This window comes from Nocardia sp. NPDC127606, from assembly GCF_042671725.1.
Taxonomy (GTDB): domain Bacteria; phylum Actinomycetota; class Actinomycetes; order Mycobacteriales; family Mycobacteriaceae; genus Nocardia.
In genome coordinates, this window is the sequence record NZ_JBHXWQ010000002.1 from 350,314 (window position 1) to 365,065 (window position 14,752).

Here is a 14,752-nt window from a genome sequence, read left to right on the forward strand (position 1 = left end):
CCACGATGGCATTCATAGTTCGCAGCAAGTTTCCGCGCACGGTTCGCCGTTTCGACCGAATGTCGAAATCGGTGGATTCCCTGGGTGATCAGGCCATCTTCTACGTCAAGGCGCTCGGCTCGGTGCCGCGCGCGCTGGTGCACTACCGCACCGAGACCATCCGCCTCATCGCCGAGATCAGCATGGGCAGTGGCGCTTTGGCCGTGATCGGCGGCACCGTGGTGATCGTCGGCTTCCTGACGCTCATGGCGGGCGGCACCATCGCGGTGCAGGGCTACAGCTCGCTCGGCAATATCGGTGTCGAGGCCCTGACCGGCTTCTTCGCCGCCCTCATCAATGTGCGCATCGCGGCACCGGTGATCTCCGGCATCGGCTTGGCCGCCACGATCGGCGCCGGCGCGACAGCGCAGCTGGGCGCGATGCGTGTGGCCGAGGAGATCGACGCGCTGGAATCGATGGCTATTCGGCCGATTCCGTTCCTGGTCGGCACCAGGGTGCTGGCGGGCATGATCGCGATCGTGCCGCTCTACGCACTCGCGGTGATCGCCTCGTTCATCGCCAGCCGTTTCGCGACCGTCGTGATCTACGGGCAGTCGGCAGGCGTCTACGACCACTACTTCTCGACCTTCCTCATCCCGAGCGACATTCTGTGGTCGTTCGCGCAGGCGATCGTGATGGCACTGGCCGTGATGCTCATCCACACCTACTACGGTTTCCACGCCGCGGGTGGTCCGGTCGGCGTCGGCATCGCGGTCGGCAACGCGGTGCGGTCGTCGCTGATCGCCGTCGTCACAGTGACGCTGCTGATCTCGCTGGCGATCTACGGCACCTCCGGCAACTTCCACCTCTCGGGATAGCGTGATGGATACTTCACGGTTCGTTGCCGCATTGCAGGGCGGGCTCGGGCGAAAGCTCGCCGCGCTCACAATGGTCGGCTTGCTCGTCGGGCTCGCGGTCTTCGCGTTCGCCCTCTTCCAAGGCGCGTTCACCACCACCGCCAAGGTGCTGGTCGACGCTCCACGCTCGGGCCTCGTGCTCGACCCCGATGCCAAGGTGAAGGTGCGCGGCGTCGAGATCGGCCGGGTCGCCGAGATCAACCTGCGCGACGACGGCGCGCAGATCCTGCTCGAGGTCGACCCCGAACAGCTGAAGCTGGTGCCGTCGAACGCGGGCGTCGACATTCGCTCGACCACGGTGTTCGGCGCCAAGTACGTGAACTTCGTTGTCCCCGAACAGCCGTCGTCGAGCTCGCTGAAGCCCGGCAGCACGGTCGCGGCGACTTCGGTGACGGTGGAGTTCAACACGCTGTTCCAGCACCTGTCCGATGTGCTCGCCCAGGTGGAACCGGAGAAGCTCAATGCCACGCTGACCGCGCTCGGCACCGCACTGCAGGGCCGCGGCGACAAGTTCGGCGACCTGCTCGTCCGGTCGGATCGCTACCTGCGCGAGATCAACCCCTATCTGCCCACGCTGCAACAGGATCTGGACAAGACAGCCCAGGTGACCAATATCTACGCCGATGCCTCCGGCGCGCTGCTGCGCACGGTGGACAACGCCACGGTCACCGCGAAGACGCTGTCGGAGTTGCAAGCCGAGCTCGACAACGTGCTGGTGAACGTGATCGGACTGTCGGATACCACCGGTTCGGTGCTGCGGGAGAACGAATCCAACCTCGTCACCGCGCTCGACCTGCTGCGGCCGACGACCAGTCTGCTGTTCGAGTACGCGCCTGCGTTGAGCTGCATCATCAACGGTCTCGGCCCGATCATGCCGTTGGCCGAGGAGGTATTCGGCGGCGTGCTGCCCGGCGTCGGTATGAATGCCTCGCTCATGCCCGGCTCCAAGCCCTACACCTACCCCAAGGACCTGCCCAAGGTGAACGCCACCGGCGGACCGCATTGTGAAGGGGTGGTGACCCGGGCGCCGGACAGCCACTCGAACTATGTGGTGACCGATACCAGTCAGGGCACGGTGTACACACCGAGCACCACGCCGCTCGGATTGAACGACAGCGCACCAAAGGTTTTCCAGCTCTTGCTGGAAGGACTGCCGGGAGTGACACGGTGAGAAACACGGCGACGACGGTCAAGCTCGCGATCTTCACCGTGGTGATGACGTTGGTGTTCGCCGGCTTGGCGATCGTGCTGAGTCAGGCACGGTTCTCCAGCGAGAACGGCTACAAGGCGGTGTTCACCAACTCTTCGGGCATGTTGCCCGGGTCGAAGGTGCGGATCGCCGGTGTGCCGGTGGGCTCGGTGACCTCGGTGAAGGTCGGCTCCGATGATCTCGCGCACGTCGAGTTCGACGTGGACACCAAGTACTCGGTGCTCTCCAGCACCCGACTGGCGATCAAGTACGAGAATCTGGTCGGTGACCGGTATCTGGAACTGATGGAGGGGCCGGGCTCGGCGCGTCGACTGCCGGACGGCGCCACCATCGGTAAGGAGCAGACCACGCCCGCACTGGATCTGGACCTGCTGCTCGGCGGTTTCAAGCCGCTGCTGCGTGGCCTCGATCCGGGCCAGGTCAACGACCTGACCTCGGCGCTGCTGCAGATCTTCCAGGGTCAGGGCGGCACGCTGGTCTCGCTGCTCAACAGCGGTGGCAGCTTCGCCAAGACCCTCGCCGACCGCGATGCCCTGATCGGCAGCGTGATCGACAACCTGAACACGGTACTGGCCACCATCGACGATCGCGACGAGCAGTTCGCCACCACGATCGACGAATTGCAGCGCCTGGTCAGCGGATTGGCCGCCGAGCGCGACCCGATCGGCGCCGCGCTACCGCGGATCGCCGGTGCGACAAAGGAACTCAACGACCTGCTGACCACCGCGCGCCCCGATCTGCGCAATACGATCGAGCAGACCGGCAGGCTGGCCACCAACCTCGACGACGGCTCCGACCACCTCCAATGGGTGCTCGAGAAGCTGCCGCAGACCTACAAGCAACTCGTCCGCGTCGGCGCCTACGGTTCGTTCCTGCAGCTCTACATCTGTGGCACCAACCTCGTCGTCGACGGCCCGAACGGCCAGCCGATGGAAGTGCACATGCCGGGCCTGCAGGCGACCGGAAGGTGTACGCCCAATGAGTGAGAAGAAGTCGTCGGCCGTCACCATCGGCATCGTCGGCATTGTGCTGGTGGTGACGATCTCGCTCGCCACCCTCCAGTACACCAAGCTGCCGTTCATCCGCTCCGGCGCGACCTTCACCGCGTTCTTCGTCGACGCGGGCGGGCTGGTGCCGGGCGACCCGGTGCACGTGGCCGGTGTGCGTTCCGGTGAAGTCGACCAGGTCTCGCTCGACGGTCCCAAAGTGCTGGTGAAGTTCACCCTCGACGAGTCGATCGTGCTGGGCCAGAAGACATCCGCCGCGATCAAGACCAACACGGTTCTCGGTCGCAAGTCCCTGGATGTGGTGCCGACCGGACAGGGCGCGCTGCGTACCTCCGACACCATTCCGCTCGACCGGACCACCTCGCCGTACTCGCTCAACGAGGCGCTCAGCGACCTCGGCGCGACCGTCCGCGATCTCGACCTGGATCAGGTCGACCAGACCCTGGATGTGCTCTCGGCCGCCTTCGCCGATACACCGGGCCCACTGCGCAACGCCCTCGACGGCGTCACCGCGCTCTCCCGCAGCATCAATACGCGTGACCAGGCGCTCACCGATCTGCTCGGCCGGGCCCAGAACGTCACCAAGGTCCTGGCCGACCGTAGTTCGCAGCTCAACGCGCTACTGCTCGACGGCAACAACCTGCTCGGCGAACTCGACAACCGCCGCGCTGCCATCAACCAGCTCATCGTCTACGTCGACTCGGTCGCCAAGCAGCTCTCCGGGCTGGTCGCCGACAACGAGGCGCAGATGAAACCGACGCTGGACCGCCTCAATTCGGTACTCGGCCTGTTGCAGCGCAACAAGGAGAACCTGACGGAGGCGCTGGAGGGTATCGGCCCCTACGCCTCGGCGCTCGGCGAGCAGGTCGGCAACGGTCCGTGGTTCAACGCCTACGTGGTGAACGCGACGAGTACCGAGCTGCGTCCCCTGGTGGACGCACTGGTCTGGCCCGAGCACCTGCCGCAAGACCTGATCGACATCTTCACGCACCCGAGGACGCCGAGCATCCAGCCGACCGAGGAGGATCCGCCGCGATGAGCATCGCATCGAAAGTCCGCGGCGTGCCGCGTTGGATGCTCGCGGTCGCCGTGGTGGTGATCGTCGCGCTGGTCGCGGTCGGGGTCTACACCACCCTCGGCCTCGGCAAGACCAAGATCACCGCCGCCTTCACCTCGACCACCGGCCTGTACGCGGGCGACGAGGTGCGGATGCTCGGAGTCAAGATCGGCAAGATCGACTCGATCGAGCCCGGCGAGGGCCGGGTACAGGTGCGGATGTCGGTCGACCGCGGCATCGACCTGCCCGCCGACGCCCGCGCCGTGCTGATCGCACCTTCGCTGGTGTCGGCCCGGTTCATCCAGCTCGCGCCCGCCTACGACGGTGGCCCGAAGATGGTCGACGGCGCGCAGATCCCGATCGAGCGCACCGCGGTCCCGGTGGAGTGGGACGACATCAAAGCCGAACTCTCCAATCTCGCAACCGCTCTCGGGCCGGTCGGCGACGACAAGCAGGGCTCGTTCGGGCGTTTCGTCGACACTGCCGCGAACAACCTCGACGGCAACGGCCAGAAGTTCCGTGACACCCTGCGCGAACTGTCGGCGACGCTGAATACGTTGTCCGACGGGCGAACCGACCTTTTCGGCACCATCCGCAACCTGCAGAAGTTCGTCGAGGTGCTCTCGGCGAGCAACGAGCAGATCGTGCAGTTCGGCGGCCGCCTTGCCTCGGTGGCCTCGGTACTCGCCGGTGCGTCGGAGGAGCTGGGTGCGGGACTGGACAGTTTGGATGTGGCGCTCGCCGATGTGAAGCGCTTCCTCGAAGGCAGTGGCGCCGAGCTCACCGAGGGTGTCGATCGGCTCGCCGATGTCACCCAGACGCTGGTCGACAAGCGGCCGGAGATCGAACGGCTGCTGCATTCCGCGCCGACCGCGCTGGTGAACTTCTACCAGATCTACAAGCCGGCCCAGGGCTCGCTCAGCGGCTCTGTGTCGCTGAACAATACGTCCAGCCCACTGACCTTCCTCTGCGGTTCCATCCGCGCGCTCGAGCACAACGACTCGGACCGGTCGGCGGACCTGTGCGCGGAATTCATCGCCCCGGTGATCAGTTCGCTGGCGATGAACTACGTGCCGATCATGCTCAACCCGGTCGGCGGCACGCAGGCCCTGCCCGGCCAGTTGACGTACAGCCCGCCGAGTCTGGCCGCGGAGGTGCCGTCCGCGCCGGTGGCCCCGACGACGGCTCCGATCACCGTGCCCAACGGTCTTGCCGGACTTGCGGTTCCAGGAGGACAACGATGACGCCCCAACGCATGCTCGCCGGGCTGGCGGTGGGCGTCGCTGTGACGCTCGGCGCTACCGGCTGTCAATGGGACGGACTGAACTCGCTACCCATGCCCGGTTCCGAGGGCAGAGGCCCCGGTGCGTACACGGTGCGGATCCAGATGCCCAATGTCACCACGCTCACCCGGAATTCGCCGGTGCGCGTGGACGACGTCGAGGTCGGCAATGTCACCGGGATCGATGTCGAGGGCTGGCACGCGCTGGTCACGGTGTCGCTGAATCCCGAGGTGAAACTGCCCGCCAACGCGATCGCCAAGATCGGGCAGACCAGCCTCCTCGGCAGTAATCACGTCGAGCTGTCCGCGCCTACCAATACACCCGCTCAAGGTCAGCTGCGAAACAATGACGTGATCCCGCTCGAGCGGGCCGGGGCCTACCCGACCACCGAGCAGGTGCTGTCTTCGCTGTCGGTCGTGCTCAACGGCGGCGGCATCGCCCAGCTCGAGACCATCACCAGGGAGATGAACGCGGCGCTCAACGGTCGCGAGGCCGAGATCGCCGACCTGCTGCCGCAGCTCAACGAGCTGACCACCGGCCTGGACAAGCAGACCGGCAACATCATCGCCGCGATGGAGGGCCTCGACCGGCTGGCGGGCAACTTCGCCGACCAGAAGGACGTGCTGGCCCGCGCGATCGATGAGATCCACCCCGCACTGACCGCGCTCGCCGACCGCACCGCCAACATCACCAGGGCGGTCACCGCGCTGGGTGAGCTCAGCGATGTCACCGAGCGGATCATCCAGACCAGCGGTGACGATCTGAAGGCCAACCTGGCCAGCCTCGGCCCGGTGCTGGAGACCCTGGCGAACACCGGCACCAACCTCGTCGACGCGATGGGCATCATTCCCTCCTTCCCGTTCCCGATCAAGAACATCGGCAACGCGATCAAGGGCGATTACCTCAACCTCTTCATCACCTTCGACCTGACCGGTAAGCGCTTGGACAGCAACTGGCTCACCGGTACTCCGCTCGGCGGACGCTTCGGTGGTGTCGAGGGCGTGCTCGGTACTTTCGCGCCGACGACGGCGACCGACGCGGGCGATCCGACCAAGCTCCCGCAGGCGCCGGCCCCCAGTGCGGCGCCGACGCCGACCCTGCCCGGACTGCCGCCCATTCCCGGTCTGCCGTCCATCCCCGGAATCACCGTGCCGCTGCCCGGCCAGGAAGGGGCGGGGCGATGAAACTCACCAGGTTCGTCCACGTTCAGCTCGCGATCTTCGCGGTACTCACCGTGATCGGTCTCGTCGTGATGGGCGGGACCTACATCCAGCTTCCCGCGATGTTCGGGATCGGCCGCTACGGCGTGACGGTCCAGCTCGCCGCCACCGGCGGGCTGTATCCGACCGCCAATGTCTCTTACCGCGGCACCAATATCGGCAAGGTCGAGGCGGTGCGGCTCACCACGGCTGGGGTCGAGGCGGACCTGTCGATCGACAGCGATTACAAGGTGCCGTCGGACTCGACCGCCTGGGTGCGCAGTGTCTCGGCGATCGGCGAGCAGTACGTCGACCTGGTGCCGGAGCCGAATTCCACCTCGGGCGATCTGCGCGACGGTTCGGTGATCCCGGTGCAGCGCACCAAGCTGCCCCAGGACGTGGGCTCGCTGCTCGATCAGACCGACAAGCTGCTCGCGACCGTCGCCGATACCCGGCTGCGCCAGGTGATCGACGAGGCATTCCTGGCGTTCAACGGCGCAGGTCCTGACCTGCAGCGGTTCATCGACTCGGCGGCGCTGCTGGTGCAGCAGGCCGAAACCGACGTGGAACCGACGAAGAAGCTGCTCGATCAGATCGGCCCGCTGCTGGACACCCAAATCCAGTCCGATGCCAATATTCGTTCCTGGACAACAGATCTCGCGACTCTCACCGATCAGCTCCGCGAGTCCGACCCGACCTTGCGAAACCTGTTGCACAACAGCCCTTCCGCGATGGAAAAGGTGACCGAGCAGTTCCAGAGTCTGCGTCCGACGCTGCCGCTGCTGGCGAGCAATCTGGTGAGTCTCGGCCAGGTCGGGGTGACGTATCACGCTGGTGTCGAACAACTTCTGGTCGTTTTCCCGCCGTTGATCGCGGCGTTGCGGACGGTCCTGCGCGGACCCACCAAGTACGGCGCGATGGTCGACTTCATGACCGTGGTCCACGACCCACCCGCCTGCACCACCGGCTTCCTGCCCCCCGATCAGTGGCGTGAGCCGAGTGACTTCAGCCCTATCGACACTCCGGAAGGGCTGTACTGCAAGGTAGCTCAGGATTCTCCGATCGAAGTGCGCGGTATTCGCAACAGTCCGTGCATGGAGTATCCCGGTGTCCGGGCGCCCACTCCCGAACTGTGCCGGACGGGGTACGTGCCGCTGGGTACGAACCCGCCGTTCGGCGCGCCGCAGCCGGTAGCCCCGGCCTCGGCCCCCACCGGCGCGTCCACCGGCGGAGTCACCCCCGCCGTCGCGCGCCCCTATGATCCGTCCACGGGCAGCTATCTTGGCCCGGACGGACGCATGTACCGCCAAGGTGATATCGCCTCCGATGGCTCGGGCACTGTCCCGGCCAGCTGGCAGGCGATGTTGGAGGAGCAGCAGAGATGAGTGAGAGCAACAACGGCCGCCCGCGTCGGCGGGCAGCCAGGTCGGCGGGTCCGCCGGTGGAGGATGTGCAGGTCGTCGACGTGACAGTCGACGCGGGTGCGGTGGAATCGGCCGAGGTGGCCGACGCTGAGGTGGCTGCGGCCGAGGAAGCCACGGTAGTCGCGTTGACGAAGGCCGCGGTGGTGGACGAGGCGGCCGACGATGATTCGGCCGAGCTCGACGAAGAAGACGCGAAGCTGACGCGGCTCGGGCAGGTCATCGGGCTCGCCGCCGCCGCGGTGCTGGTGTTGGCGCTGGTCGTCGGTGCCACGTTCACCGCGCTCGCGGCGCGGTCGGGCAATCAGGACGAGGACCTGCGCGCGGAGTACACCCAGACCGCGCGTCAGGCGGTCATCAACCTGACCACCATTCGGGCCGACTCCGCCAAGGAGGACATCGACCGGATCCTGTCGTTGGCCTCGGGTGAGTTCAAGACCGAGTTCGATGGTCGCGTCGACCCGTTCATGGATGTGGTGAAGCAGGCCAAGGTGGTCTCCACCGGCGAGGTCGTCGAGTCGGGCATCGAGTCCGTCGACGAGAATTCGGCGAAGGTCCTGGTCGCCGCCAAGCAGATGGTGAGTAATACCGGTTCGGCCGAACCGCAGTCGCGGCAGTACCGATTCCGGATCACGGTGTCGAAGGGCGATTCCGGGATGACCGTGTCGAAAGTGGAGTTCGTGGGATGAGCAAGCGAATCAAGATCGTCTTCGGAGCCCTCGCGGCGGCTGGTGTGATCGCGGCCATCGTCCTCGGTGTCAGTGGGTATCAGCTGTGGCAGCAAGACAAGACCGAGCAGGCGCGCACCGACGCGATGAGCACCGCGAGCCGGACGGTGAGCGCGATGTTCACCTATGAGCCCGCCACCGTCGACACCGAACTGCCTAGGGCTGCCGACAATCTCACCGAATCGTTCCGGGCCGAATACCTGAAACTGATCCAGCAGGCCATCGCGCCGGGCGCCAAGGAGAAGCAGCTCACCGTCAAGGCCACCACCCAGGCCGAGGGCGTCGTCTCCGCCGACCCCGAGAAGGCGGTCGTCCTGCTCTACCTGAACCAGCTGACCACCAGCAAGGACTCACCGGAGGGCACCACCTCGGGCAGCCGCGTGCGGGTATCGCTGGACAAGGCAGACAACCGCTGGCTGGTCTCCCAGGTCACGCCGGTCTGACCTACTCGCCGCGCGGTAGGCGCACGAGGAAAGTCGCGCCGCCGCCCGGCGTGGATTCGACGCGCACTGTGCCGCCGTGCGCCGCGACGAGCGCGGCCACGATGGACAGGCCGAGCCCGCTGCCGCTGCGGTTGTCGCCGCGGCGGGTGCGGGAGATGTCCGCGCGGTAGAAACGTTCGAAAACGTGGTCTGCTTCCTCGGCGGTGAGCCCGGGGCCGGTGTCGATGACCTCGAGCTGGACCTCGTCGGCCGCAGGCGTCAGGCGGACGGTGATCGAGGTGCCGTCGGGGGTGTGGCTGCGGGCGTTGTCGAGGAGGTTGGTGAGGACCTGGCGGAGGCGGTGCTCGTCGCCGAGGACTTCCAGGGTGCCGGTGCCCGCGGCGATGTCGAGAGTGATCGGACGGTGTTGTCCCGCGGCGGCTTCGACCGCGCGGGCGTTGTGGACGGCGTCGCCCGCCATCGCCAGCAGGTCCACCGGACCCAGCTCCACGGGGCGCTGGGCGTCGAGCCGGGCCAGCATGAGCAGGTCTTCGACCAGGAGACCCATGCGCTGTGCCTCGTGTTCGATGCGATTCATGAACATCGCCGGGTCGGTGTTCGCGCCCTGGCGGTACAGCTCGGCGAAGCCGCGGATCGTGGTGAGCGGGGTGCGCAGTTCGTGGCTGGCGTCGGCGACGAAACGGCGCATCGTCGCCTCGGAATCACGCGCGGCGGTCTCGGAGGCCTCGGTGGCGGCGAACGCCTGCTGGATCTGGGTCAGCATGCTGTTCAGTGACTGTGACAGCCGATCGACCTCGGTGACATTGCCGTGCACCGGGATTCGATGATGCAGCTCACCACCCGCGATCGCCGCCGCTGTCGCTTCGACCCGGTGCAGCGGTCGCAGACTGCCGCGCACCACGAAATAGGCCGCGACGGCCAGCGCGAGCAGCACGATCGCGCCGACGATCAGTTGCAGCACAACGAGCTTGCGCACCGTTTCGATGTTCTCGGTCAGCGGCCACGCGACCGTCGCCGTGGCGCGATGACCGTTGACTGTGAGCACCCGCCACTGATCGCCCGAGTCGTCCGACGAGCCGACCGTGACCGGTTGCAGCGCGGGCGGATCGGGCAGGTCGGGCTGCGCGTCGGTGCCGAAGACATTGTCGAGGAGTACTTTTCGGGTGCCGTCGGTGCTCTCGGCCGTCACGAAGTAGCGCCCGGGCGGCTGCCCGGACTCCGAAGAGGGCGGCGGCAGATTCGGCGCGGGCAGTCCCACCCGCCGCTCCCACTCTATCGCCGCGTCCTGCAACTGCTGGTCGGTGCGGTTGCGCAGCGAGTTCTCCATCGCCTTGGTCACCACGAAACTCGAAGCGACCAAACCGAATCCGGCCAGCGCGACCAGCATCAGCACCAGCGTCACCCGCAGGGGGAGTCTGCTCACCGCGTGGGCTCACGCATCACATAGCCGACACCGCGCAGCGTGTGGATCAACCGCTGCTCGCCGGTGTCGACCTTCTTGCGCAGATACGACACGTAGGTCTCCACCACGCCCACCTCGCCACCGAAGTCGTAGCGCCACACGTGATCGAGGATGCGAGGTTTACTCAGCACGCTGCCCGCGTTCACCATGAAGTAGCGCAACAGCGTGAACTCGGTGGGGGACAACGCCACCGGTTCGCCCGCTTTCCACACCTCGTGTGTGTCGTCGTCGAGTTCGATGTCGGCGAAGCGCAACCGGGTGCTCGCCTTCTCGGGTTCGGCGTGGCCGGCGCGCCGCAGGATCACCCGCAGCCGCGCCACCACCTCCTCCAGGCTGAACGGCTTGGTGACGTAGTCGTCGGCGCCGAGGGTGAGCCCGGTGATCTTGTCGTCCACCTCGTCGCGCGCGGTCAGGAACAGCACCGGCGCGTCGATCCCGTCGGCGCGCAACCGGCGCAGCAGGCCGAAGCCGTCCATGCCGGGCATCATCACGTCGACGATCAGCGCCTGCGGGCGGAACGCGCGCGCCCGGTCCAGCGCCTCGGCGCCGTCGGCCGCCGTCGCCACCTCGAACCCCTGGTAGCGCAGGCTCACCGCCAGCAGCTCGACGATCATCGGTTCGTCGTCGACGACGAGTACCCGCGCCTCGGGCACATCAGGCACACCGCTCATGCCCCTATGCTCCACCACCCCGCTGGGAAGTGGCTGGACCGACGCTGTGAGGTCGCTGTGTGCCTCTAGCGTTGGTCGGCGGGGTAGGTCTGCTCGTCGCTCATCAGCGCCGAACCCGCCACATTGCCCTGCGACAGGGCGTCGAGGAACGCGCGCGCCCACCGTTCGACGTCGTGGGTGAGCACCTGGCGACGCAGGGACCGCATCCGGCGGCGCTTGGTGTCGCGATCGTCGTCGAGTGCGCCGATGATCGCGTCCTTCACGCTGTCCAGATCGTGCGGGTTGCACAGGTAGGACTGGCGCAGCTCGGCCGCGGCGCCGGTGAACTCGCTCAGCACCAGGGCGCCGTTGAGGTCGCTGTGGCAGGCCACGTACTCCTTCGCGACCAGGTTCATGCCGTCGCGCAGGGGCGTCACCAGCATGGCGTCGGCGGCGATGAAGAAGGCGATCAACTCGTCGCGGGGGATCGGGCGGTGCAGGTAGTGCACGACCGGGTAGCCGACGCGGGCGAACTCGCCGTTGATCCGGCCCACCTGACGTTCGATGTCGCCGCGCATCTTGATGTAGCTCTGCACGCGTTCGCGGCTGGGGGTGGCCAGCTGCACCATCACCGTCTCGGTCGGGTCGATGCGGCCCTCCTCGAGGAGTTCCTGCAGCGCGTTGAGCCGGATGTCGATGCCCTTGGTGTAGTCGAGGCGGTCGACGCCGAGCATGATGTTCTTGGGATTGCCCAGCTCAGCACGGATTTTCGCGGCTCGCTCGCGCACCGAACGACGCCGGGAGGACTCGTCGAGTTCGGCCGAATCGATCGAGATGGGGAACGCGCCGACGCGCACCGTGCGGAAACCGACCTGCACCACACCCAGCTTCGAGCGAACCCCGATCGTGCCGCGTGAGGTGGGTTGACCGGCCAGTCTGCGGGCCAGGTAGAGGAAGTTCTGCGCGCCGCCGGGCAGGTGGAAGCCGATCAGGTCGGCGCCGAGCAGGCCCTCGACGATCTCGGTGCGCCACGGCATCTGCATGAACAGCTCGACCGGCGGGAACGGGATGTGCAGGAAGAAGCCGATGGTCAGGTCGGGGCGCAGCATGCGCAGCATCTTGGGCACCAGCTGCAGCTGGTAGTCCTGCACCCACACCGTGGCGCCCTCGGCGGCCACCTTCGCGGTCTCCTCGGCGAAGCGCCGGTTGACCTCGACATAGGCCGCCCACCACGCCCTGTCGTACACCGGGCGCACGATCACGTCGTGGTACAGCGGCCACAGCGTGCCGTTGGAGAACCCTTCGTAGTAGTCCTCCACCTCCTGCGCCGTGAGCGGCACCGGGTACAGCTCGAGCCCGTCTTCGATGATCGGTTCGACCTCGACATCGGGCACACCGGCCCAGCCGACCCAGGCGCCTTTGTTGCTGCGCAGCACCGGTTCCAGCGCGGTCACCAGCCCGCCGGGGCTGCGCTTCCACCGGGTGGTGCCGTCGGGAAGGCGCTCGAGGTCGACCGGGAGCCGGTTGGCGACGACAACGAATCCCGAACCTGCGCCGTTCGGCACGAGGGTTTCACTGTTTTCGGACGGACGGTCGTTGGACGGTTGATCGATCATTTGGTCCACTCACGCATCCTTATGCGTCGCAGGGGTGCGCTGTGTCAGGCGGGGGCGATGCCGAGCATCGACAGCAGCATGCGGCATTCGTCGGCGTCTTCGGCGTGTGCCGCGACGACCTTCTGTGCCTGGCGGGCGGTCTCGTCGGCAAGCGGCTCGAGTTCGTCGTCGGCGATGTCGTTGGCGGTGCTCTTCGCGGCCATAATGGGTTCGTCCTCCCGGTTTCCCTGCGCTCTACCTGCGAGTGATCAATACTATCGGGCGCCGGCGCACGGCCGATGAACTAGCGACGCGTAACACCCCGCCCCGGTGCCGTGTCGTGGCGGTCCCGTTACCGTGGGGCAGTACACGATCGACCCCGCAGAGAGGTTTCTTTCATGCCACTGGCCACGGTGAACGGCATCGCACTGAACTATCAGGTCAAGGGCGACCGTACCAAGGGCACCGACGTCAAGGGCGGTGGTCCGCTGGTGGTGTTGATCATGGGGACGGGCTCGCCGGGGCGGGTGTGGGAGCTGCATCAGGTTCCCGCGCTGGTCGCGGCCCGTTACCGGGTCTGTGTGTTCGACAACCGGGGGATCGCGCCGTCGTTCGAGGCCGCGGGCGGGATGCGGATCGAGGAGCTGGTCGCCGATACCGCCGCGCTGATCGAGTTCCTCGACGAAGGTCCCGCGCTGATCGCGGGCACCTCGATGGGTGCGCGGGTGGCGCAGGAGCTGGCGCTCGCCCGGCCCGATCTGGTGCGCAAGGCCGTGTTCATGGCCGGGCACGGCAGGCTGGATCAGTTCCAGAAGACGCTGTCGGCCGGTGAGCAGGAGCTCGACGCCTCGGCGGTGAAGCTGCCCGCGAAATTCGAGGCGGCGTTGAGCGCGGTGATGAATCTGTCGCCCGCGACGATGGCCGACACCAACGCGGCGCGCGACTGGCTCGACCTGTTCGAGTTCAGCGTGGGGACGCCCTCGCCCGGCGTCCGTGCCCAGCGGGCGATGGATCACGAGTTCGATCGGGTCGCCGCGTATCGTTCGATTACGGTGCCCTGCTTGGCAATTGGGTTCGCCGATGATCGGATGATTCCGCCGTACCTCTCGCGCGAGGTCGCCGAGGCCATTCCCGGCGCCCGCTACCAGGAGGTCCCGGATACCGGTCACTACGGCTACCTGGAGCGTCCCGAGGCGATCAACAAGATATTGCTCGACTTCTTCGCCGCCTGACCGCCCCGACCGGGGCAGCATCGGGTAACTCCCTACCAGTAACGTATGCCTTGCTAGGGTCGACACAACGCTCGTGGCTTCGCGGCCGCGCAGTGATCCTGTACACAGCGCCAGTATCCAGTGAGGTGAAATGAGCACCAACCCCTTCGACGACGAGGACGGCCGCTTCTTCGTTCTGGTCAACGATGAAGAGCAGCACTCCCTGTGGCCCGCGTTCGCGGAGGTCCCGGCGGGCTGGCGTGTCGTGTTCGGCGAAGAAAGCCGGGCAGCGTGCGTCGAGTACGTCGAGAAGAACTGGACCGACATGCGGCCCAAGAGCCTGCGTGACGCGATGGCCGCCGACGACGCAGCTCGCGCCCAGTCCTGATCTCCTCCGCCACCGCGTGACACCATCCGGTGCCACGCGGTTGGCGTGCGCGGCTAAGATAGTCGCGCACCACCCGCCTCCTTAGCTCAGTGGTAGAGCACCGCTCTTGTAAAGCGAAGGTCGTCAGTTCAATCCTGACAGGGGGCTCGACAAGGACCTGACCTGTGAAAGCAGGTCAGGTCCTTTTTGTCTCGTGACCATT

Annotated in this window: 15 protein-coding genes and 1 tRNA gene; 12 read left to right on the top strand and 4 right to left on the bottom strand. The window is 66.6% G+C overall.

Annotation, left to right across the window (positions count from 1 at the left end):
- The first annotated feature begins 5 nt into the window (after positions 1 to 5).
- The 9 genes from ACFVJ5_RS12440 to ACFVJ5_RS12480 are packed head-to-tail and all read left to right on the top strand — an operon-like array spanning position 6 to position 9,244.
- Positions 6 to 857, top strand: a complete 852-nt coding sequence (locus ACFVJ5_RS12440; protein ID WP_062982725.1) for an ABC transporter permease — start codon at positions 6 to 8, stop codon at positions 855 to 857.
- Between the two features lie 4 nt (positions 858 to 861).
- The gene (locus tag ACFVJ5_RS12445; RefSeq protein ID WP_379220082.1) at positions 862 to 2,067 is read left to right on the top strand and encodes an MCE family protein; all 1,206 of its coding nucleotides are present in this window, start codon (positions 862 to 864) and stop codon (positions 2,065 to 2,067) included.
- On the top strand, positions 2,064 to 3,092 hold the full coding sequence (locus ACFVJ5_RS12450) for an MCE family protein (RefSeq protein ID WP_379220083.1): 1,029 nt from the start codon (positions 2,064 to 2,066) through the stop codon (positions 3,090 to 3,092). Before ACFVJ5_RS12445 ends, ACFVJ5_RS12450 begins: the two co-directional genes overlap by 4 nt.
- Positions 3,085 to 4,152, top strand: a complete 1,068-nt coding sequence (locus tag ACFVJ5_RS12455) for an MCE family protein (RefSeq protein ID WP_379220084.1) — start codon at positions 3,085 to 3,087, stop codon at positions 4,150 to 4,152. Before ACFVJ5_RS12450 ends, ACFVJ5_RS12455 begins: the two co-directional genes overlap by 8 nt.
- On the top strand, positions 4,149 to 5,414 hold the full coding sequence (locus ACFVJ5_RS12460) for an MCE family protein (protein ID WP_379220085.1): 1,266 nt from the start codon (positions 4,149 to 4,151) through the stop codon (positions 5,412 to 5,414). Before ACFVJ5_RS12455 ends, ACFVJ5_RS12460 begins: the two co-directional genes overlap by 4 nt.
- The gene (locus ACFVJ5_RS12465; RefSeq protein ID WP_379220086.1) at positions 5,411 to 6,637 is read left to right on the top strand and encodes an MCE family protein; all 1,227 of its coding nucleotides are present in this window, start codon (positions 5,411 to 5,413) and stop codon (positions 6,635 to 6,637) included. Before ACFVJ5_RS12460 ends, ACFVJ5_RS12465 begins: the two co-directional genes overlap by 4 nt.
- A complete protein-coding gene (locus ACFVJ5_RS12470; protein WP_379220087.1) occupies positions 6,634 to 8,037 on the top strand; it encodes an MCE family protein in 1,404 nt (467 codons plus the stop codon). Before ACFVJ5_RS12465 ends, ACFVJ5_RS12470 begins: the two co-directional genes overlap by 4 nt.
- A complete protein-coding gene (locus ACFVJ5_RS12475) occupies positions 8,034 to 8,762 on the top strand; it encodes a hypothetical protein (RefSeq protein ID WP_379220088.1) in 729 nt (242 codons plus the stop codon). The genes ACFVJ5_RS12470 and ACFVJ5_RS12475 overlap by 4 nt, the downstream gene beginning before the upstream one ends.
- Positions 8,759 to 9,244, top strand: a complete 486-nt coding sequence (locus tag ACFVJ5_RS12480; protein ID WP_379220089.1) for a h domain protein — start codon at positions 8,759 to 8,761, stop codon at positions 9,242 to 9,244. The genes ACFVJ5_RS12475 and ACFVJ5_RS12480 overlap by 4 nt, the downstream gene beginning before the upstream one ends.
- 1 nt (position 9,245) lies before the next feature.
- On the opposite strand, the gene ACFVJ5_RS12485 is transcribed toward ACFVJ5_RS12480, so the two are convergent.
- The 4 genes from ACFVJ5_RS12485 to ACFVJ5_RS12500 form a co-directional block, all read right to left on the bottom strand.
- Positions 9,246 to 10,667: a sensor histidine kinase gene (locus ACFVJ5_RS12485; protein WP_379220090.1), complete on the bottom strand. Its 1,422-nt coding sequence runs from the start codon at positions 10,665 to 10,667 to the stop codon at positions 9,246 to 9,248.
- Entirely contained in the window at positions 10,664 to 11,377 is a 714-nt protein-coding gene (locus tag ACFVJ5_RS12490) for a response regulator transcription factor (RefSeq protein WP_379220091.1), read from the bottom strand. Before ACFVJ5_RS12490 ends, ACFVJ5_RS12485 begins: the two co-directional genes overlap by 4 nt.
- 65 nt (positions 11,378 to 11,442) lie before the next feature.
- Positions 11,443 to 12,972, bottom strand: a complete 1,530-nt coding sequence (locus ACFVJ5_RS12495; protein ID WP_378632450.1) for a trehalose-6-phosphate synthase — start codon at positions 12,970 to 12,972, stop codon at positions 11,443 to 11,445.
- A 44-nt stretch (positions 12,973 to 13,016) separates the two neighbouring features.
- Positions 13,017 to 13,175: a hypothetical protein gene (locus ACFVJ5_RS12500; protein WP_165610244.1), complete on the bottom strand. Its 159-nt coding sequence runs from the start codon at positions 13,173 to 13,175 to the stop codon at positions 13,017 to 13,019.
- A 174-nt stretch (positions 13,176 to 13,349) separates the two neighbouring features.
- Here ACFVJ5_RS12500 and ACFVJ5_RS12505 point away from each other — a divergent pair, with 174 nt between their 5' ends.
- From ACFVJ5_RS12505 to ACFVJ5_RS12515, 3 genes are all read left to right on the top strand, one after another.
- Positions 13,350 to 14,183: an alpha/beta fold hydrolase gene (locus tag ACFVJ5_RS12505; RefSeq protein ID WP_379220092.1), complete on the top strand. Its 834-nt coding sequence runs from the start codon at positions 13,350 to 13,352 to the stop codon at positions 14,181 to 14,183.
- Positions 14,184 to 14,313: 130 nt separating this feature from the next.
- Positions 14,314 to 14,550 carry an MbtH family protein gene (locus tag ACFVJ5_RS12510; RefSeq protein WP_022565839.1) on the top strand — a complete coding sequence of 79 codons (237 nt, stop codon included), beginning with the start codon at positions 14,314 to 14,316 and terminating at the stop codon, positions 14,548 to 14,550.
- A 75-nt stretch (positions 14,551 to 14,625) separates the two neighbouring features.
- Positions 14,626 to 14,697: transfer RNA gene (locus ACFVJ5_RS12515), tRNA-Thr, on the top strand.
- The last annotated feature ends 55 nt before the right edge of the window (positions 14,698 to 14,752 follow it).